The organism is Leptolyngbya sp. AN02str, assembly GCF_050565595.1.
Lineage (GTDB): Bacteria > Cyanobacteriota > Cyanobacteriia > Elainellales > Elainellaceae > Kaiparowitsia.
This window is the reverse complement of the sequence record NZ_JBNXVR010000014.1, coordinates 61,248-79,683: the sequence shown is the minus strand read 5'-3', so window position 1 is coordinate 79,683 and position 18,436 is coordinate 61,248. Positions and strand designations below refer to the sequence as shown.

Sequence of the window (18,436 nt, the reverse complement as noted above, 5' to 3'; positions counted from 1 at the left end):
ACGTTAGGGTTCCGAGTCTTGAAGGCGAGTGAGCGTATGCTTATCGACGGGTGACAGTTCGACCGCTTTGGTATCATTGGCGTCACGGGCTTTATCCGCTAACGCTTCCCACTTTGCACTGGCATGGTCGCGGGCCTTTTGAATGATTTCGTTGCGGCCCTCGGTTTTCCCAATTTTTTGCTTGGTTTGCTCCAAACCTTCGTAGATTTGGTCAGACGCTCGCTCTGCACTTTCTGCGGCTTTGTCTACATCCAAATTCGGGTTCATTCCTTGAGTTAACGCTGAAATGGACATACTGGCGGGCAGAGGTGCCGCGATCGCAGTATTCCACAAACCCATAGAGAGCGCGATCGCCAACCCTACCGTCACAACCACAGCTACCTTAAAGCCAGAAATCATGTGTTTAAGCATTGCAAACCTATTCAACTAATCTTGGGGCAAACCTGTCTTTCATCAACAGACATCTAAGCTCAACCGAGTGCGTGTAACCTAACACCAGACAAACTTCCGCTTCATCTGTCATCAGAACGAACTCTATTGATAAGTACCTCGACACCATTAAAAACCAGACCCAAAACTCCGTGCTGCCCGCAGTGCGGGCAGCACGGAGTTTTGGGGTTTTATAGAGCTTGTCTTCCTAACATTACCCATTATTTGTAGCGCTTTGAGTTCGATCGAGCCACAGAGCGGGTTTCAGAGTTGGCTCCAGCAAAAGTGACAGAAGAGCGTTAGGAACCTGTTGATAGGAACCAAGCCGTGACTACAAGCGAACGTGCATGAAAGGCATTGATGGAAGGAGCTGATGCAAGGAGTATCAACCTACCCTGGGGAACCCGAAGATTGGCAAAAGAGGTCCGCTCTCTTATAAAGGATGTCTGAGCTGTTATATCGCCGCCGATTGTGAAAAACGTTTCTTCCCTTGTTCAGGTTTTCTCCAGCCGCAAGATGGCCGCCCTCCTGCTACTTGGCTTTGCATCTGGGCTGCCACTATTTTTAACGAGTCGGACGCTACAAGCCTGGATGACCGTCGAAAATATAGATTTGGGCGCTATTGGAGCGTTTAGCCTGGTAGCGTTGCCCTATTCCCTAAAATTTTTGTGGTCGCCGTTACTCGATCGATTTGTGCCACCCTTTTTGGGTCGTCGTCGCGGCTGGCTTGTGATCATGCAGGTCTGCCTAACGTTGGCGATCGCGGCAATGGCCTTGCAAAACCCTAGACAGTCGCTTCAACTGCTTGCCATCAATGCCTTGCTAATTGCCTTCTTTAGTGCAAGCCAGGATATTGCGTTTGATGCCTATCGTACTGACCTGCTTGAGGAACGCGAAATGGGGGCAGGAGCCGCCCTCTCGGTATTAGGCTATCGGGTGGCACTGTTGGTCACCGGAGCGCTAGCGCTCGTCTTAGCCGATCGGCTAACCTGGCCACTCGTTTACCTCTGCATGGCTGGGTTGATGCTGCTTAGTGTCCTGTGCTCAATTTGGGCTCCAGAACCCGCAGGCCGCGATCGCCCACCAGAAACCCTAGCCGCTGCCGTCAAACTTCCATTCCTAGAATTTTTTCAGCGCTCTGGAGTGACAAAAGGCATTCTGATCCTCGCATTCATCACGCTTTATCGCTTTGGGGATGCGTTGGTCAACAACATGGCCACCCCATTTCTACTACAAACAGGCTTTAGCCAAACCGATATTGGAACTATTCAGGGTGGTATGGGGTTGCTAGCAACCATTGTGGGGACATTGGTTGGCGGGGCAGTCCTCAGCCAGCTTGGGATTCATCGCTCGCTCTGGGTTTTTGGTGGCCTTCAAGCCCTGAGCAATCTGGCCTACTTCATCCTGGCCACAGTTGGGCAAAACTATCCCACAATGGTACTCACCATTAACGTTGAGAATTTTTGTGGCGGCTTGGGCACCGCAGGGTTTGTTGCATTTTTGATGAGCCTTTGTAACCCGCGCTTTTCGGCAACCCAATATGCACTACTATCCAGTCTGATGGCCGTTAGCCGAGACATCCTAGTAGCGCCAGCAGGAACGTTAGCAGAGCAAACCGGATGGCCACTATTTTTTCTATGCACCATTTTTGCAGCGGTACCGGGTTTAGCATTGCTGCCCTTTTTTGCGCCTTGGGAAGGAGACACTCAGCAAGAGGGGCAAGAGTAGAGATTTAGGCGGTGACTCACAAAATAAGTGGAGAGCGATCGCTCTCCACTTATTCATGAAGCGTAGTGCAAGGGTTCATCAGATAGGATGGGTTCTTTTATGAGCTGCCAGCAAAAAATCCAGCCCACTCACTGTTTTACTTATCACGACGGCTTGTCTATCAAGAAGGCGATCAGAGGCAACACGACGGATACAACACCTCTGGGCTGCACATCCAAGCCGCGCACGACATGAACAACCAAGCTTATAAACGACAAAACCCGCTTTAGAAGCGGGTTTGAGGCGATGGACACAACTGGACTCGAACCAGTGACCCCCACGATGTCAAGGATGAAATATTTCATCCGAAGCTATTGCCACCAAAGCAATACGACCATTCTCAACAGTTGGTAGACCAATAACAGACCAGGAAGAGCAACTTGACCCTAAAAAGTTCGTTGTGACAGTTGGGTAAAAGCCTGGGCTTGCTTAGTTGCGCAAGTCGCAACTAAGCAAAAGCGTAGAAGCCTTTGTTTAAGGAGGTTTTGCGTGTTTTTTAGGCCAGATCGTTAGTCCACAGCAAGCAACGGCAGAATCAGGGTTGTGAAGCCCTGTAGTATCGTATTACATTCCGTTTTTAGTCCAAGGTTGTAGTACGCGCCCAAACTGCTAGTTGTGCCAGTTTCTTGGCCTCAGGACTTGACAATTTGAGGTTCTCACAGTTTATGAGAACCTGTTAGTCTCCCAGCCCAAACAGGTTGACATCAAACCCGTTTGCGGCTAGCCGATCTCTCAACCACTGCAACTGATCAGAATCAAAATCTCCCACCGCTGTTTCTGACATGGCCAGCCGCGCTTGGCTAAATCCAAAAACCAAGTCTTCGAGGTTTTGTGCTCTCAACCCGTTCAGGATGACATACAGGTTCACGCCAACTCCAGGAGAGATGTACGCTGCGGAGTAGATGCGCGAGAAAACCGCAGAGCCGCGCAAATCATTTTCGATGCCGTCCCAATTCTTCTCGACTGTCTCTGGTGAAGGCTCCCAACTTGCTGCAAAGGATTCTGCCTCAAACTGCTGCTGTGGTGTTGCATCGGCATGAAAATCAATGCGGTAGTTGCCACCTCCTAAGTCTGCTACACCCAAAATGGGTGCGATCGCTCTTAGCTCTAGAGTCAGTTTTGCTAATCCATCCATCACTATGACCATCCTGTAATGATTGATCCAGAAGATGAACCGCCAGTCCAGGACGTGACAACACTCCCGGTTGTGTCACTAAATTCAATTTCTTGAATCCAGTTGTAACCAAGCAAGGTGTTGCCTCTAAAAGATGCCGTGCTGATGATTTGGCGATTTCCTGTCGAGCCGTCAGCGATATTTGCGTCTGCTGAGGGAGTAAAACCAACAATTCCACCACTGTTAGGAATGGTGTAATTTGTGTTTTGGTTCAACCCAAACCCTGCACGTCGAGTGTTTGTGATGTTGTTTGAGGCTCCGCTGGTTGAGGTCAGGGCATAGCTCGTTACGTTCAAGGCTTCACCCTCTGATGTCCCAACCACAAAACCAAATCGATTGTTGGCGCTATTATTCTTGTTCCGAATTGCCCCGTTATAAGTCCAGCTGCCAGTCGAGTCGTTTACAACAGCCGTGTACTGACGACGGTTTTCAGCGTTCCAAACAAATTGTTTTGGGTGGTTACCACCGGCAGCGCCGCCACTCAGCCCAAGCGATTGCTCGCACTGCCCATTCGCCTGCATGCGAATTGTGCCCAAATATCGGCGTGCATCAGTCGATTTGATGAAAATTCCATTCTGCCGTGCTAGTGATACGTTCCTAGCACTGGTTCCGGCACCATGACTACTCCAAGCAATCGTCTCAAGTGTTAATACGCCGTTGTTGTCGTATAGGAAGATGTCGTAGTTTGTGTTAGCCGTTAACGCTGCGAGTGAAAGCTCAATTTGTGCAAATTCAAAAACTTCCCAGCTTTGTTTAGACGTGTTGTACAAACCAATCAGGTTGCCGTTATAAGGCGTATAGAAAAGGCTTGTGGCATTAGCGCCAACACGATCGCCCGTAGGAATTGCCTGGTTACTTTGCAGGGTTAAGCGCCCTTGCGCGATCCCAGCTTGGCCTCCAAGCAAAAAACGCTCAAACGATAGCTGTGCGACAGCATCATTCAGGTCAATACCTAAATTTTCAATCTTCTGTCGCAGCCAGAAAGTTCGATTGGCCAGATTTTTAGGAGCCAAATTGAGCTGGCCGTTTCCACCAACCCCAGCATCTAAAGGGTCGGTTCGCTCCATTTGGTAAACGCCTTCCCAAATTGCAGATTCTGCTAAGTCAGCCATAGGTCAGCCCAAAACTGCCAGCATTGTTCCCTCAGCTTCAAGGCACCGGCACCCCATCAGGGTTGTAGATGCCTGCCGCAAGCTGTGCTCCATCAGCAAATACGGTGTAGCCATCGGCTACGTCCGAGCCATCAGCCAAAATTACGCCATTTGCTCTCAGCCGTGGCAAGCCATTTGCAGGCAGGATTAACCGCAAAATATTGATCCCAATCAGCTTGGTGCGTGCATTCTTCCACTCCATCACCAAGCGAATGATGAGGTTAACCTCTTCAGGGCTAGGGTCTCGCACGTCTGGATCTAAATCGATCTGAAACGCATCCCACAATCGTCCATCTGCATCGCTCTGCCCATCCGCTAGGCTGACGCTGCCATCTTCCACAAACGTTTGACCATTGGCGTAGTGAATCGGATTTTCATTCACAACCGCATCCCCAAAGCCAACCAGAGCTAGCGATCGCCGAATGGCATAAGGCGTGCCTGCTCGCTTGTGCAGCGCAATCGCCTCCTTTAATAGCAATCGCCTGTCCGCATCTGTCAGCGCCAGGTTCCAACCCCGCAGGCCCAGCACATTGAACTGCTCTGCCAGGTGAATCAGTGCTGAGCTATCCACCGTGTCAATGTCATAGACCTGCAAGGCACTCAAATCAATATCTTTCAGTCGTTGAGCAATTTGCTCAAACGCCCGCGATCGCCCATCCATCGCAATGGGTGGTGGCAACAAGCTATCCATCATTCGTGCCCGAAATAGTGACGTTAATTGCGGTGCAGTTCGCCCATTCGTTTTCAGCCACGACCAAATCAGCCACAGGGCTGGTCAGCGAAATGCTGTACACTCCCGCAATTCCCAGGGCCGCTACAACCTGGCTGCGGGGCACATCCTGTCCTAAATTGGCCCGCTTCTCCACTGCAAACTTCTCAGCCACAGCCGTAAGCTGGCTTTGCAGTAGGCTTAGGTCCGCATTACTGTAGGCGATCGCCTCAGCAGTAATTTGGTAACTCACCTCTGTCGGAGCCAAAACAGATACCACATCACACAGAGGTCTCGCATCCTCTGCATTTAGCGCTTCTTCAACAGCGGCCAGCAGTTCCACCGAGGGCAAACCTGTCGTCAAAAGCGGATACACATTTACATGCGATCGCTTCGGGCTAGTTACTGCAACATTTGTGATGAGCGGGCTAACTCTGCGTGTCAAATAGCGGTATTGGCCCTTGCTCCCAGCCGTAGTAAACCCATTTGGTGCAAGCTTAATGCGCTCACGGTAAGGCTCATCAGTTTCCACTTCAGAACCACCAGCGCTGATAGTCGTACTAGAAACCGTCGTAATCCCTGTCGGCGCTGCGTCCACAAATTGGTTAACCTGCCCAACAGCAAAGTCATTCCCAATTAACCCAGCCTCTTCACAAGTGGCGATCGCCGTCCCAGTCAAACTCCCCGGCGCAATTACCAAATCCTCATCAGTCGCAAAGGCCACCCCGTTTTGAGCCTGGGCTCGCGTCCCAGCTGGCACCAGTACCGTGCTATTGATGGCATTCTTCGTGAATTGCAGCGTCATCTGCGCCGCTGCGGCTTGGAGCCGGGGCGTATCCACCAATTCCCCAAGCTGGTCAAGGTTGTTGCCTACCGCATAGTTCACCAGCTCTTGCTCAGCAGTGTACTGCGCCGCAATCCGAATCAGCGTTTCCTGGTAAACCAGCAAATCCAGCCACAGGCGCTCAACTTGAGCTGGATACAACGTTGTTCCAGTAATTGTTTCCCATAGTGCAATCACGGCTGTCTCAATCTGAGCCGGGTCACGTTCTACAAAATTAGGTTGAGGCAAATTAGCCAACAAGCACCTCCGTTCCTCCTACGATGTCGCTATTTGCGACATTCCAGCTCAACGCCACCGTCATTTGATGGATAGCTGAGTCATAGGGCAAAATTTCTACCGATTGCAAATCCACTCGCGGTTCCCAAAGCTCCACCGCCGCAACGCTATCCCGCACCACAAACGATGTTGCCCGCTCCACCGGATAATCCACATAATCCCGCAAGTCACTGGCAAACTCAGGTCGATGCACATCAGATCCCCTGGGTGTTTGCAAAATAATCGTCACCGCCTGCTGTAGATCTTCACCATCCGCCGCGATCGCCCCAATTTCGCCAAGCTTGTGCTGCCACCACAGCTGTTTTGGTCGAATTGGAACAGCCACTGCCAACCGGTTATTCCACCAGGCCGTCAGCATTGCAAAATCAGGATGGTTCGTTGCTGGATCGCTCATGTGCTAAAGGTTCCCGCCAACAACGCTCCAAATAGTTCACATGCGATCGCCGTTGCTCATCACTGGCCAGTAGTGGCCACCGCCATACCCACCATGCTTGCCACCGACGAACAATTTTCCCCATCACTGCCCACTTAAAATAATCGTGTCCGGATTATCGTTATCAGTTCCCCCGACCACAACAATTTCCTTCCCTTGCAGCACCGATGGAGCGCTCGACACAATCTCAACCCGATTGCTGCACACAATCTCAACCGTGTCGCAGCTAATTTTCAAACGACCCGCACTGCGGTCAAACTCAATAAAACTGCCGTCTGAGAACTGGCGATACCATTTATCCTTCGTACTGATAGGTGGTGGGTTGGATTCGGTATAGACCGATCCGAGTATCACCCCGGCTTCGCCCTTCTCATCCAAAAGCACCGCCACGCGATCGCCAACATCTAGCCAGTCAGCATGTCGGTCAGCAGTAGATCGCCGTACCAGAACCTTCAGCCAATAGCTCTCAATGCCCAAATCTGGTAATTGGACTTTTGCCTCACCGGTGGCCTCATTCACTGCCGTCACCTCGCCAAAATGCAGCGACGACTGCCCCTTACTGCTCTGGCTCCCCTTCGAGTTCGAGCCCTGTGATTTCAACATTGCTGGTGTATCCCTTACTGCGAGATAGCGAGTGCCTGACCTGCTTCACTTGGTACTTCCCACTCAGGTTCAAGAAGCCGTTCAGTGTCAAGTTCAGCCCCGCCACAACAGAGGTATTCCCCTCCATATCCAGCGTGCCCTCCACCTGGCCTCGGTTAGCCCTCCGCAGCGCCTCCGTGGCCTTCACCTCGGCCTGAGCCCGGTTCTCGCACCGCTCCCGAATTTTCAGGATGTCACCGCTGGCCACCTCGGTTTTTCCGCCCGCTGGCGTTGCCACTTCCTTGCCCGCCGCGTCAATTTTCACGCTAATCAGCTTGCCAGTTTTTGGGTCGTTATAGCTGATCTCAGCTGCTTGGTAAGTCCCCTTCGCTCCACGTCGAATTCGATATCGGCCAATATCCTGCCGAGTAAACGTCAGCACCGGATCAGCCGCTTCCAAGTCCGACTCCCGAAAGAAAACCAGCTTAGTCGAGCTTTCCACCTTGAAAATTAGCCCATAATCCGCAGCTATCTCACGCAAAAACTCCAGATCGGTTTGCTCCTTCTGGGTTACCCGCTCCAGCTTAATTTCGGGCACCTCACCCACCAACTCCAGCTTGTGCTTTTGGGCAATCTGTTGGGCGATCGCTAGCAGAGTTGTGTTCTCATAAGCTGCACTGTTGCGCTGCCGTAGGCTGGCCGTTACCGGAGTCGCCAAACCCTTCAGTCGAATCACATCCGGTGGCCCCGAAAACTCCGGCTCATCCACCTCAAACAAAATGGGGCCGAGCATCACCCCGCCGTCATAACCCAGTTCCAGGGAAACTGCATCTCCCTCCTTAGGCAGCCACGTTCCCATCCACCGCAGATCGCTATTCTCCAGCGCAATCTCCAGCTCATCACTCTCGCCCTCCAGTTTGTCGCTGTAGCTAATCGACAGCACAAACGGCTTCAGGCCTTCTGTAATGTCCGTGCCCTCATACACCAGCTTAAAAGTCGGATAGCGAATCATAGGCAATAAAAAACCGGGAATTCCCGTTAAGAATTCCCGATGTGGTGTGTGGGAGCGAAATTTAGCCCTCGGTTTGAGATGCTTTTGCCTGGGGCTTGCGAGCCGTCGTCTTGCGAGCCGTCGTCTTACGAGCAGGCTTCTTCGCCGCAGGTTTTTTGCGAGTGGGCGTGGCTGCTTTTGGTGCAGCTCCGTTCTCTACTGGAGCCGTGCTGGTCACAGTCAGACCCCGTCGCTCCATGCGCCGGCGAACCACGCTCGCTTCCCAATGCTGATAGGCCGCGATCGCCGTTTCCCCGCTCACAATGTCCTCATTGTTGTAAGGAATCACAACAGCATTCTGTTGCAGCACCCAGCTCAGCAGCTCCGCCACATCCATTTCCAAGTCGCTGGCAATATTGCTCAAGCTTTGACCTGGTAATGCTGTAGATGCAGTCGAGGCAGGCTTTTCAATCACAGCAGGTTTGTCGAGCGTTGCGGTCGGCATATCGATTTCCTCAAAAGCTTCGATTGCCAACAATTCTAGTTCTTCTGTTGAGAGTCGCGGTAGCTCAAAGCCATCTGGTAGCAAAGACTGTTCCGTCCATACCGCTTCCAGCTCAAACCAAATTTCCACCACCCAGCAGCCCAACACTTCCCATGCGATCGCTGCTAGGTCGGCCATCTCCATTAGCTCATCCACCTGGCCTGGGTTCGTGCAGTGAATGTTCAGCGTTCGCGCTTCATGGTCCACATGCAGCATTGCCAGCTGCAGTTCCTTCACCTGCGATCGCATCCGTTCCAGCCGAAACTGGTTCAGCATCAAATAGTCATCTTGGTCTAGCTCCATATCAGCGCTTCCAGGGTGGCAATTGTTCGCGGGTCATGGTCACAGCCGGTTGGTCAATCACCGGAATCTGCAATACAGTTCCCCCTGGCAATCGGTCAACGCCCAGCCACTGTGGATTCGCCCGCAAAATAGGCTCATACCCATAGGGATTGCCATACGCCAAATTGGCGATCGCATCCCACCGCTGGCCCTCCACTGTTACAAGCTCAACAAACTTGCTCACGCCTGCCTCCTAAACGGTGAAATCAGCGCGAAATTCTTAGCTGAGCGGCTTCCAACAGTCGAGAAGTCTTTCATGATTGGAGATTCCTTCAGCTTCACCTGAGCCTCGCTTTGGATAGTCACCCCGGTTGGGTCAGTACGTTTCAGGTTCGAGCTAATAGACTCAATCACAAAGCTGCCAATGAACCGAGCCCCAATCACCAGGCGTTGGGGTTCGTGCGTGTCTTTCAACTGCCGTAGCTCTTCCAACTTCTGATCCGGGTCACACCAGTCGCAATGCCAAGCAAATGCCAGGTCCAAACTGTCGAGGCTGTCCCCCGTCCATTGCAGCCGTGGCTTTCCCTCAATTCGCTCGTGCTCAGCATAGTTGGTTTTTTCTTGTAGGCCAAAGCTTTTGGGCGCTTCACCCACCTCAAATTCCAGATCTCCCAACAGCCCCCACAGCCGCTTCTTCGGTTTATTCAACGGTGGAGGCCCAACCCAGCTAGCCATAAGCAACCCGCTCCCGTCGTCTATCCTCACCCGCCAACAAACCGGGCAACAGGTCTCTCAACCGCTCCTCCAACGTGTCAGCGATCGCCCCACCATCAGCTCCACCGCTCGCATCCACCGAAATCGACAGCGTAATTTGGTTATTCGTGCCACCTGCACCCACACTTGGGCGCACTCCCACATCACCACCGGTGGGCCTAGTCCCAAATCCGGGTTGCCCCAAGCTCATCCCTCCAGCAATTCCTGGCAACGGCAAATTCATCGCCATTTGCTGCACTGGTGCGATCGCTCGTGCCATAGCCGCTTGCAACGGCCCCGGCGTAATACCTGCTGCCAGCATCCGCACAATGTTGCCACCAGGTCCCGCATTGGGATTATTCAGCACCGTGAGTGGTCCAGTAGGCACAGGCGAGTTGGGCAGCATGCTGCGCACCGCATTGGCCACACTGCCAATCGCACTAGTCACCGCTCCAATGGCACTGCGAATGCCATTCGCTAGCATTTGCACAATGCGCGCCCCAGCACTAAACATTTGCGCCGCAATACCATTCACCGTGCTAATAATGCCAGCGCCCATCGCCACAAAATTGGCAATCACACCCACCGCAGCTGCACCCAACCGCGCCAAACCACCAATCACAAAGGCGATCGCCCCTCCTACCATTTGGCCAAAGCTAGCCGCACTCATCCCCGCACCCTGAAACGCCGAGCCCACCGAACTCAAAATCATGCTTGCTGGCGTCAGCTGCATCAATGCCATCGCGAAGTTGAAAATAGCACCCACCACGTTAAAGAAGGCTTGGCCAATGAGCAGAACAGATTGCCCAATGCTCATCAGTGATTGGCCAAATTGTTGAATGACTGGCATTACAGGGGCAAGCCCAGTCATAAAACCAGCCGCAAGCCCACCAAAAAACTGCTGAATGCTAGCCGCAATTGGGGCGATCGCACTCCCAATCTGCGCAAACAAATTCATGAAAAAGGCGCTGATTGGCTGCCAATTTGTAATCACCAAAAATGCCGCAGCCGCTAGCGCTGCCCCAATTGCCAAAATGGGGCCTATACCAATACCCGCGATCGCCGCAGCAATCCCCGCCACAGCGCCTGCAAATCCAGTAGCCGGAGCCACCCCCGCCATAATGGCGCTTACCAGTAGCCCAAAACTTTGAATACCCGCGATCGCTCCACCAATCGCACCAATCGCGCTCACTACAGCACCCACTGCCACCAGCACCGGGCCAATCGCCGCAGCAATCGCTGCGATCGCCACGCCAATGGTAACGATTCCTTGGTTCTGCCCTGCAAACTTTGCAAAGCCTGCAACCATCGGTGTCAGCGCTTGAGTAATCGACAAAATTGTTGGTAACAAAGCCGATCCAATGTTGATGGCCATAATTTGAGCCTGAGCAGCCAGCATTTGCAGCTGTTGTCCCGTCGTGGCAGCTCGCATCTCAAACGTTTTCTGCAAACCTCCGCTCTCAACGTTGCCTGCACCTTCAACCGTGGCACGAAATGCTTCAACGTTCTGCGTTGCCTTTGCCAGCATCGCGCTATCGCTGCCCGTCCCAAACAGGTCAGAGATCACGCCACTCACGTTATCCGCCTGCGAAACCGCATCCACAAAATCGAGAAATGCCCCCGTCGCGTCCTTGGCGATCGCCTGCTCAAATTGCCCCGCGTCAATACCAATCGACTTCAGCGCATTTTGAAATTTGTCATTCTGCTTAGTTGCCGTTTGCAGCTTTGGCAGCATGCTGTTCAAAGCCGTACCAACCACTTCCGGCGCATCACCCAGGTTTAAAAATGCCGTGGCCAAACCCGCTGCCGAGGTATTGGCCATCCCAAAAATTCGAGTAGTACCACCCGCTCGCCCTAGAACATTAGCGATCGCCGCTTCACTAGTCGCACCGGTATCAGCCAGGTAGTTGATGGTATCGCTGAGCTGCACCAAACCGTCAATATTGACACGGCCCTGGCTGTCCATATAGCCCAGCACATTGGTCATCTTGGCGATCGACTCCCCAGCCTGCCCCGCGCTCATGTCAAAACCCACCCCGACCTGGGCAACAAGGCGGTTATAGTCTTCAATCTGATCCCTGGCTACACCTAATTTGCCTGCCTCAGTCACCATCGCAGCCATATCAGTTGGCAATCGGCCCATCTCCGTGCTCAGAGACATTACCGTTTCGCGCACATCCGCCATTGCCTCTGGCGTGTCGGCTCCCAGCGCCTTATTCACATCCGCCATGGCCGCTTCAAACCCGATCGCAGCATGAGCGGCATAACCTAGCCCACCCACAATGGGAGCCGTTACACCCAGGCTCATCGCCCTACCAACCCCAGTGATCTGGTTGCCCAAATCCTGGAAACCCCGGCTGGTGTTTTGCATTGCTTCAATTTGCTGCTGCACCTCACGAATCGGGCCAGAAGCCTGGTTCAGCGCCTCAATAAGAATTTGTAGCTTCTGGCTAGACATTCGCCGCGTCGCGCTCCGCTTTTTCTCGCGCTTTTTGGAACGTAATCACCTCGCGTCGCCAGAACTTCAGCTCCTCCAGCGACAGCTCCTTTAGTTCACCAATGCCCCAGCCCGTTTCCCTCGAAATCGCAATTACTTCTTGTGGGCTAGGGCTGCCTTGAAAAGCTTGTTAATTTCCTGATTGAGGAGGGCCACACCTTTGAAGCCAAGGCCATCCGCTGTCAGCATGGCCTCTGTCAACGCTGCCCCATCCACCTCAAACAGTTGGGTCATTACCCACCGCGTAGCGGCGATCGCATCCTCACCCGCCATCCGCTGAAACTCAAAGAATTTCCGCCCCGGCAGCTTTTGTTTCACCGCCACCTTGCCACCAGGCAGAGCAATACCACTCTCAACAACCTCACCCTCAGGGGCAAACAGCTTGGCTACCTCACTGCTCAGCACCGCAGCACCCTCAAAGCCAATACCGTCCTCATCCTCTAGCTGGTCAATGGTTAGGGCCTCACCATTCACCACATAGGCCCGCAGCATTAGCCACCGAGTAGCCTCTGCGGCGTTCTTGCTGGCAATTTTCAAAAATTCCCAATAGTCCGCGCCGCTTAGCTCCTGCTCCACAGCCACCTGGCCACCCGGTAGCACAATCACCGTATTCAGAGCCTCAGGAGCCGCTTCGACGGCGATCGCTTCAATTACTGCGTTCTTCGCCATCTTAATTTCCTAAGTTCTTGCGAAAGTTAGCTAACTTGTCTTCGCCATTCACCCGATAAAGCGGAATGTTTACATCCACTTCGAGAATGTCGCGCCCGTTAAAGTGCTGCTTCACGTAGGTGCAAACCATCATGGTTTCAAATTCACCCGCCTCGCCAGACTTAAAACTACCCAGCGAATTTTCCTTAAAGCGTCCCGTCAGATCGACTTTCATCAAGCGATCGCCGATCTTGCCCTCGGTGCCGTATTGGGCCATATTGGCCCGGAATTGGAGACGCACCGGCTTGAACGGGTCAGCGGAAGCCAGCGCTAGCTCCTCATAAAACTCAGACCAGGTGATAGTGCATTCCATCGCCTCAATCCGAACCGGATATTCCGGTGTGCCCACCATGCCCAGTGCTTCGTGCTCCACGGTTGCCCACTTAATTTCAGGCAACTCAATTTCCTTCACATAGCCCGCGAGCGATCGCCCATCAAGCCAACACACGGCATCTTCCAAAACATTGGCGTTATTGCTCATCTAAACCTCACTGCTGAGCGAGTTGACACAAACTTGAAGCAAACAAAACTCAGCCCAACTAAATGCCGAGCGGTGCCAAATTCTGCCCAACGTTGTTGAGCAGGTTGATGTTCACGCGAGACTCAAACGTGATGCGCTCCAACGGAGGCGGAGGCATCACATCCAGGTTGAATACGCCCTGGCCGTTCGCTAGTTGGCTTGCCGGGTTCCGTGCCGGGTCATAGAAGCAGCGAGAGCCTGCAATCAGCGCCCCACGCAGAATTAGCTCCCGAATGAAGCCGTTGACGCTCTCCACCACCGCATCCAAAACCGCGTCGTTAATCGGGCGATCGAGGAATTGCAGCATCGAATATTCAACCGACTCGTGCAAGATATCGACCGTCCGCTGAATGCTGATAAAGTTCAGCGCACTAGTGTCAGTGGGCCAAGCCGCAGAGCGGTTACCATAGGTGCGTAGCCCACTGCCAAAGGCGTTAAAGATGGTGACAATGCCCGCCTCATTCAGCAGGTTCACTTCGCTATCCGGGTCATTAATGCCAGCGGTTAGCGTGCGCTCTACGCCCACAATGCTGCGAATTTCCTTGTTAGAAGGGCTCCACCAATAGCCATTTGCCCGGTCATTCGCAGCCATCACGCCTGCATACCGAGCCGAATAGGGCTCAATCTGGTTGGAGTCGGTCACCGTGTCATAGACCTGAGGACGGTTGTACAGCAAAATTGCCCGTCGGCTACTCGTGCCAAAGTTGCCCACCGGAGCTGCACCGCCACGGCCCGCGATCGCCTCGTCCCGAGTTGCACCCACCGGAGCATCTAGCAACGCCATCGACCGCACCTTTTCAGCGATCGCCAGCATCTCAGTCGAAACTGCCGTTAGCTCACTAAAGCCAGGGCAAATGATGATCTTGGGCGTAAAGCCATAGAGCGAGTAGACATCCTGTAACGCCTTCAATCCAGTGCGACTGCCCGACTCATCCACCGTGCCAATAATGTCCGAAGGTTGCACCAAGCTAGGGTCTGCATAGGTGTAAGTCACCTGCACCTGCTGCCCACTGGTAATGGCTCCCCCCGTCACCCGTGCCAGCTCCCCCGTCACCACGTTAATGGTGTAATCCGTCGCGGCAACATAGGTGACTGAAGCATCTTGGTTCGTCACGGTAAACGCGCCCGTCAGCCCTTCTGCTGTGGTTCCGTCCACAACGGTCTGGCTGGGTGCTGTGCCCGTTACCTGCTGCAACTGAATTTTGTCTTTGCTGGTACCAGTGGTGGAGAAGGTGTAGGAAATGGCCTCAGCGACAGTCTTATGCTCACTGGGATCAAACACATTCACGACCACCACGACGCCCGCGCCATGGTCCAAAATCGCATCCAATGCAGCAGGAATCGTAAACCCAGCCGCGCGATTGCCAAAATAGCGAATTGCCTCCCGGTCATCACTGAGGATGAGCTTGGGAGTGTTGATGGTGCGATCGCCTTCTGCCACCTTGTAGAGTGGCGCAGTCCCAATCAGGCCAATTACAGCCGATTTCACCTCGCGGATAGAGCGAGGCCCATCATCAATCTGGATCGTCTCAACGCCGTGTAAAAAATTTGCTGCCATTTATTCTGCCTCCTGCTTGCGACTGGTGCGCTTCGGGGCTGGCAACGTCGGCTCATTTACGGTCGTTTCAACGGCAGTCAAATAACCCAACGCTTTCAGTCGGGTGGTAAAAACCCAATCAGTCGGCAACTCCACCACCTTGTTAGGAATCAGCTGCACTTCTCGAATGGGTTCACCCTCCTTTACAGGTAGGGTCAGCGCCGTTAACGGGCCTGTATAAAGAAATTTCTGCATGCCACTTCAGCCCAATTGCTGACGTAGCGTTCCCACTACTCCGCAGTCTCAGGAATTACCAAATCTGGCTCAACGGGTGTGTCCCAAACCTCAGTCTCAAAAGTAATCTGGCTGAGCAGGGCGATCGCCTCATCCTCGCTCGTTTCCAGCACTAAGCGCGTAGCCATAAACATCAGGTCAGCCCGCCAAAAGCCCATCTGGTCTATCCCGAGTATCTCATAGCTTCCCAGGCACAGTTTGCCGCACTGCTCCGGGCGAAACCCCAACAGCAGAGCAATAATGGCGTTGATGAAGGTCATCACCCCGGCTTCGCTACGAATGTGTTTCAGTGTCAGCGTCAGGTGCCACTCGTCGTTCACCTCCTGCTGAAACCGACCCATCCCAGAAGGCTTCTCCGCTTTGCCACGCTTACAGATCAGCAACACCTCACCGTTCCCCGTCGGCTCACCCAACTCAGCAGGTATATTGGGCACTGCCCGTACCACCACATTCACGCTGCGCAGCGGTGCCAATCGGGCAACAATGCTCTGCTCTGTTTCAGGTCTCATAGCGCCCTCTGAATGTAGCCGTCAAAAATCTGCTTAATGCGTGGAATGTGGCGATCGCCAATGCCAATGTATTCCCGCTGCTCCATCTTGCTCGTCCCGGTCTGGTGAAATATCCCATACTTCGCGCCGGTGCTCGTTACCTGCACACTGCTGGCCGTGGCAGCCTGCTTCTGGATTCCACCCATCAGTGTGCTGGTCTCCCGCAAAATTGCCCGCGTCTTTTTCCGTCGCAGCGTTGCAGGCCGTAGCCCTGCCCAACCTGCCCCATCAGGTGTGGTTTGGCTCACAAAATTCAGCCGAGTCTCCCTCTCCATAAAGACCCCAGCCTCATCCAGTGGGGCCGACAAATCGCCCAACACCTCTTGCAACCGCTCCAAGCTGGCGATCGCCCCCAAGTCCCTCACTTCAATCCGGAGTCGCACCAACTACAGCGCCTCCCCCCATCGCACCCGCCGCACAAAATAGCCGCGAATGGGAGCCCCTAACACCGCAGAAGTGCCAAACGCACTCCCCAACGATTCCTCCAAAAAGAAATCGCCATCGAGTTCGGTAGCCACCCCACCCAGGTCGCGCAACACTGCCGCTGCCTTCACCGATACGTTTGCAGGCAGGCTGTCCGGCTCCACCAATCTCCCCTCCAACTGCAAGCGTGATACCCGCTCGCTCTCCTCAGCTACGTTGCTGGTTGAACCTCGATTCTTCGCCTCCCGAAAATAAACCTGCGCCACAAATGGTTCTGTCGCTTGGGTCATGTTTCCCAACGTATCAATTCCAGGCTCACCCACAGGAACCTGGAACGTCAGCGTGGCATTAGCTGGAAACGGGCTGGCCATTAATAGGGAAACTCTCGCCGTCTAGTGTTGTTTCTCAGATTGGCTGGCACGCCACGCTCACTGCCCCAACCCACATCCAGGTGCTTAAACATTCCGCGTACCTCACCGTGGCCAATCCCACAAATTCGTTTATTGTCGCGGGCGATCGCCGTCAACCTTTTGAAGGCTGGATCGTTGGGGCTGCGGTGCTTAGCGCTGATTGGGCGCACATCCACACCACGAAACCAGCGATGTGTCGAGCCCCTTGCTCCACCCACTCGCTCATTCTCTTTTCCAGGGCGTCCCCAGCTGTTGATACGCCATGGCTCACCATGTACTTTCCTCACCTCACCAGCAGCCCGCGCCATCAGTAACAGCCCGCGCACCTCTTCTTCAGTGGTTGGCAACCGCCGTGGGTTCATGCCTTGCGTGGCTTCGCCATAGGTGAAAAAAGGCAAATCTGGCAGTATCCATTGGTTTTGATACACCAAACCAACCAACGGTAGTTGTGCCGTTTTGCCGGTCAATCGTCCAGCATTAGGGTCTAAAACAATTGGTGAATCATTTACCTGTTCAGAAACAGGGTTGGGCTCGTCTAGTACTGCCAGCAGCTCAATGCTGCCCTGGCTAATCAAATCTGGAAATGCCTGACTCGCATCCTGCTTCCACTTGGCAAAAGCGCGTTGGGTCATCGGGCCAACCACACCATCATCGCTGCCATATGGCAGGTATCCACCCCGAATCAATTGCTGTTGCACCCACTTCGCCTGGGCTTTGCCCAGCTCTTGCAGCGGCATTGTACTTAAAGCATTTGGTTTCATACCTAAGGTCTCATTGTGGGTGTGTGCGATCGCGTCCTGTAGCGAGATGCACCGCCAAGCTTGTTTTCACAAACCTGGCAGTCCGGCAAAATTGCTTCAAATCCATCTGAAATCGTTAGCCCCATCGCCTTATCCAACGAGGCTTGTAGCCCCAAAAGCGACTCAATCGGCTTAGCCAATCCGGTAAAATCAGCCCCATCGGCCTTGCTTACGGTTTGCTGCGATCGCAGCTGCTCCAAAAATTTCGCGGCAACGTAATAGGGCCGATACACCGTCTGCACTTCAGCATTCATGCCAGCCGAAATCATGAGCTGATTCGTTAAATAGCTGTCGTACTCAACTCCGGCCAAACCCCTCACCGATGGGTTGGTCTTCACCTCATCCAAACAGCTTGCCGAGTCAAGATAATCAACCATTCCACGCCCTCACCTTGTCCCAATCCACCGTGTAGGGATGGCGCGTCACCTTCGGGTTTAGGGCGATCGCTTCGTCAATGCTGGAGTAGCCTGCCGCAGGCCGCGATCGAACAATGAGAGCTGCCGCACCCCGCCCGATGGTTGGCAGCTGCGCCATCGTCATCGCATCCCCATTCAGGCACTCCAATGCCGCTACCGAGTCCGGAGTTCCGGACTCCGATAGGTCATCCTCCGAGGTCGAGGTTACAGGTTGAGTCGGCAAGGGAAGCACACCCAGAGCGATCGCCAGGTCTTCAGGAACCAGCGTGCAGCCCTTGCGGTACAACTTCCCTCGCCACGATTTTGCAGCGGTGAGCGGTGGGATAGAAACCATTTACTTAATCTGCT

At 53.6% G+C, this 18,436-nt stretch carries 23 protein-coding genes; 1 reads left to right on the top strand and 22 read right to left on the bottom strand.

What is annotated here, in order from left to right; all coding sequences use genetic code 11:
- Positions 1-3 precede the first annotated feature (3 nt).
- Positions 4-411, bottom strand: a complete 408-nt coding sequence (locus ACQ4M4_RS13080) for a hypothetical protein (protein WP_430684927.1) — start codon at positions 409-411, stop codon at positions 4-6.
- Positions 412-900: 489 nt separating this feature from the next.
- Between ACQ4M4_RS13080 and ACQ4M4_RS13075 the strand changes: the two genes are divergently transcribed.
- On the top strand, positions 901-2,157 hold the full coding sequence (locus ACQ4M4_RS13075) for an AmpG family muropeptide MFS transporter (RefSeq protein ID WP_430684926.1): 1,257 nt from the start codon (positions 901-903) through the stop codon (positions 2,155-2,157).
- Positions 2,158-2,872: 715 nt separating this feature from the next.
- Here the strand turns inward: ACQ4M4_RS13075 and ACQ4M4_RS13070 are convergent.
- The 21 genes from ACQ4M4_RS13070 to ACQ4M4_RS12970 all read right to left on the bottom strand — a co-directional run bounded on the left by ACQ4M4_RS13070 (position 2,873) and on the right by ACQ4M4_RS12970 (position 18,422).
- Positions 2,873-3,331, bottom strand: coding sequence for a hypothetical protein (locus tag ACQ4M4_RS13070; protein WP_430684925.1), 459 nt, complete (start codon positions 3,329-3,331; stop codon positions 2,873-2,875).
- A 2-nt stretch (positions 3,332-3,333) separates the two neighbouring features.
- Entirely contained in the window at positions 3,334-4,482 is a 1,149-nt protein-coding gene (locus tag ACQ4M4_RS13065) for a hypothetical protein (protein ID WP_430684924.1), read from the bottom strand.
- 37 nt (positions 4,483-4,519) lie between these two features.
- On the bottom strand, positions 4,520-5,215 hold the full coding sequence (locus ACQ4M4_RS13060) for a phage tail protein (protein ID WP_430684923.1): 696 nt from the start codon (positions 5,213-5,215) through the stop codon (positions 4,520-4,522).
- Positions 5,205-6,311: a baseplate assembly protein gene (locus ACQ4M4_RS13055; protein WP_430684922.1), complete on the bottom strand. Its 1,107-nt coding sequence runs from the start codon at positions 6,309-6,311 to the stop codon at positions 5,205-5,207. Before ACQ4M4_RS13055 ends, ACQ4M4_RS13060 begins: the two co-directional genes overlap by 11 nt.
- Entirely contained in the window at positions 6,304-6,744 is a 441-nt protein-coding gene (locus ACQ4M4_RS13050) for a GPW/gp25 family protein (RefSeq protein WP_430684921.1), read from the bottom strand. The genes ACQ4M4_RS13055 and ACQ4M4_RS13050 overlap by 8 nt, the downstream gene beginning before the upstream one ends.
- Positions 6,745-6,867: 123 nt before the next feature.
- Positions 6,868-7,386 (bottom strand): phage baseplate assembly protein V, encoded by a 519-nt coding sequence (locus ACQ4M4_RS13045; RefSeq protein WP_430684920.1) that lies wholly within the window; start codon positions 7,384-7,386, stop codon positions 6,868-6,870.
- Complete coding sequence (locus ACQ4M4_RS13040; protein ID WP_430684919.1) at positions 7,340-8,377, bottom strand: phage late control D family protein; 1,038 nt, start codon at positions 8,375-8,377, stop codon at positions 7,340-7,342. Before ACQ4M4_RS13040 ends, ACQ4M4_RS13045 begins: the two co-directional genes overlap by 47 nt.
- A gap of 61 nt (positions 8,378-8,438) precedes the next feature.
- Positions 8,439-9,203, bottom strand: a complete 765-nt coding sequence (locus tag ACQ4M4_RS13035) for a hypothetical protein (RefSeq protein ID WP_430684918.1) — start codon at positions 9,201-9,203, stop codon at positions 8,439-8,441.
- A gap of 1 nt (position 9,204) precedes the next feature.
- Complete coding sequence (locus tag ACQ4M4_RS13030) at positions 9,205-9,426, bottom strand: tail protein X (RefSeq protein ID WP_430684917.1); 222 nt, start codon at positions 9,424-9,426, stop codon at positions 9,205-9,207.
- Positions 9,423-9,917: a phage tail protein gene (locus ACQ4M4_RS13025; protein WP_430684916.1), complete on the bottom strand. Its 495-nt coding sequence runs from the start codon at positions 9,915-9,917 to the stop codon at positions 9,423-9,425. Before ACQ4M4_RS13025 ends, ACQ4M4_RS13030 begins: the two co-directional genes overlap by 4 nt.
- Entirely contained in the window at positions 9,910-12,393 is a 2,484-nt protein-coding gene (locus ACQ4M4_RS13020; protein WP_430684915.1) for a phage tail tape measure protein, read from the bottom strand. Before ACQ4M4_RS13020 ends, ACQ4M4_RS13025 begins: the two co-directional genes overlap by 8 nt.
- 132 nt (positions 12,394-12,525) lie before the next feature.
- Complete coding sequence (locus ACQ4M4_RS13015) at positions 12,526-13,101, bottom strand: hypothetical protein (protein WP_430684914.1); 576 nt, start codon at positions 13,099-13,101, stop codon at positions 12,526-12,528.
- A 1-nt stretch (position 13,102) separates the two neighbouring features.
- On the bottom strand, positions 13,103-13,621 hold the full coding sequence (locus ACQ4M4_RS13010; RefSeq protein WP_430684913.1) for a phage major tail tube protein: 519 nt from the start codon (positions 13,619-13,621) through the stop codon (positions 13,103-13,105).
- Between the two features lie 58 nt (positions 13,622-13,679).
- Positions 13,680-15,218 carry a phage tail sheath subtilisin-like domain-containing protein gene (locus ACQ4M4_RS13005; RefSeq protein WP_430684912.1) on the bottom strand — a complete coding sequence of 513 codons (1,539 nt, stop codon included), beginning with the start codon at positions 15,216-15,218 and terminating at the stop codon, positions 13,680-13,682.
- Positions 15,219-15,452: a hypothetical protein gene (locus ACQ4M4_RS13000; RefSeq protein ID WP_430684911.1), complete on the bottom strand. Its 234-nt coding sequence runs from the start codon at positions 15,450-15,452 to the stop codon at positions 15,219-15,221.
- Positions 15,453-15,487: 35 nt separating this feature from the next.
- Entirely contained in the window at positions 15,488-16,000 is a 513-nt protein-coding gene (locus tag ACQ4M4_RS12995; RefSeq protein WP_430684910.1) for a Gp37 family protein, read from the bottom strand.
- Positions 15,997-16,422: a phage virion morphogenesis protein gene (locus ACQ4M4_RS12990; RefSeq protein ID WP_430684909.1), complete on the bottom strand. Its 426-nt coding sequence runs from the start codon at positions 16,420-16,422 to the stop codon at positions 15,997-15,999. Before ACQ4M4_RS12990 ends, ACQ4M4_RS12995 begins: the two co-directional genes overlap by 4 nt.
- A 3-nt stretch (positions 16,423-16,425) precedes the next feature.
- On the bottom strand, positions 16,426-16,833 hold the full coding sequence (locus ACQ4M4_RS12985; protein WP_430684908.1) for a hypothetical protein: 408 nt from the start codon (positions 16,831-16,833) through the stop codon (positions 16,426-16,428).
- Positions 16,833-17,633, bottom strand: a complete 801-nt coding sequence (locus tag ACQ4M4_RS12980; protein WP_430684907.1) for a hypothetical protein — start codon at positions 17,631-17,633, stop codon at positions 16,833-16,835. The genes ACQ4M4_RS12985 and ACQ4M4_RS12980 overlap by 1 nt, the downstream gene beginning before the upstream one ends.
- Before the next feature lie 2 nt (positions 17,634-17,635).
- Positions 17,636-18,049, bottom strand: a complete 414-nt coding sequence (locus ACQ4M4_RS12975; RefSeq protein ID WP_430684906.1) for a hypothetical protein — start codon at positions 18,047-18,049, stop codon at positions 17,636-17,638.
- Positions 18,042-18,422, bottom strand: coding sequence for a hypothetical protein (locus ACQ4M4_RS12970; RefSeq protein WP_430684904.1), 381 nt, complete (start codon positions 18,420-18,422; stop codon positions 18,042-18,044). The genes ACQ4M4_RS12975 and ACQ4M4_RS12970 overlap by 8 nt, the downstream gene beginning before the upstream one ends.
- Between the last annotated feature and the right edge of the window lie 14 nt (positions 18,423-18,436).

Coding starts and splice junctions, on each gene's coding strand:
- ACQ4M4_RS13080 (WP_430684927.1), bottom strand. CDS start 411: ATGCTTAAACACATGATTTCTGGCTTTAAGGTAGCTGTGGTTGTGACG.
- ACQ4M4_RS13070 (WP_430684925.1), bottom strand. CDS start 3,331: ATGGATGGATTAGCAAAACTGACTCTAGAGCTAAGAGCGATCGCACCC.
- ACQ4M4_RS13065 (WP_430684924.1), bottom strand. CDS start 4,482: ATGGCTGACTTAGCAGAATCTGCAATTTGGGAAGGCGTTTACCAAATG.
- ACQ4M4_RS13060 (WP_430684923.1), bottom strand. CDS start 5,215: ATGATGGATAGCTTGTTGCCACCACCCATTGCGATGGATGGGCGATCG.
- ACQ4M4_RS13050 (WP_430684921.1), bottom strand. CDS start 6,744: ATGAGCGATCCAGCAACGAACCATCCTGATTTTGCAATGCTGACGGCC.
- ACQ4M4_RS13045 (WP_430684920.1), bottom strand. CDS start 7,386: ATGTTGAAATCACAGGGCTCGAACTCGAAGGGGAGCCAGAGCAGTAAG.
- ACQ4M4_RS13040 (WP_430684919.1), bottom strand. CDS start 8,377: ATGATTCGCTATCCGACTTTTAAGCTGGTGTATGAGGGCACGGACATT.
- ACQ4M4_RS13035 (WP_430684918.1), bottom strand. CDS start 9,203: ATGGAGCTAGACCAAGATGACTATTTGATGCTGAACCAGTTTCGGCTG.
- ACQ4M4_RS13025 (WP_430684916.1), bottom strand. CDS start 9,917: ATGGCTAGCTGGGTTGGGCCTCCACCGTTGAATAAACCGAAGAAGCGG.
- ACQ4M4_RS13020 (WP_430684915.1), bottom strand. CDS start 12,393: ATGTCTAGCCAGAAGCTACAAATTCTTATTGAGGCGCTGAACCAGGCT.
- ACQ4M4_RS13015 (WP_430684914.1), bottom strand. CDS start 13,101: ATGGCGAAGAACGCAGTAATTGAAGCGATCGCCGTCGAAGCGGCTCCT.
- ACQ4M4_RS13010 (WP_430684913.1), bottom strand. CDS start 13,621: ATGAGCAATAACGCCAATGTTTTGGAAGATGCCGTGTGTTGGCTTGAT.
- ACQ4M4_RS13005 (WP_430684912.1), bottom strand. CDS start 15,218: ATGGCAGCAAATTTTTTACACGGCGTTGAGACGATCCAGATTGATGAT.
- ACQ4M4_RS13000 (WP_430684911.1), bottom strand. CDS start 15,452: ATGCAGAAATTTCTTTATACAGGCCCGTTAACGGCGCTGACCCTACCT.
- ACQ4M4_RS12995 (WP_430684910.1), bottom strand. CDS start 16,000: ATGAGACCTGAAACAGAGCAGAGCATTGTTGCCCGATTGGCACCGCTG.
- ACQ4M4_RS12985 (WP_430684908.1), bottom strand. CDS start 16,833: ATGGCCAGCCCGTTTCCAGCTAATGCCACGCTGACGTTCCAGGTTCCT.
- ACQ4M4_RS12980 (WP_430684907.1), bottom strand. CDS start 17,633: ATGAAACCAAATGCTTTAAGTACAATGCCGCTGCAAGAGCTGGGCAAA.
- ACQ4M4_RS12975 (WP_430684906.1), bottom strand. CDS start 18,049: ATGGTTGATTATCTTGACTCGGCAAGCTGTTTGGATGAGGTGAAGACC.
- ACQ4M4_RS12970 (WP_430684904.1), bottom strand. CDS start 18,422: ATGGTTTCTATCCCACCGCTCACCGCTGCAAAATCGTGGCGAGGGAAG.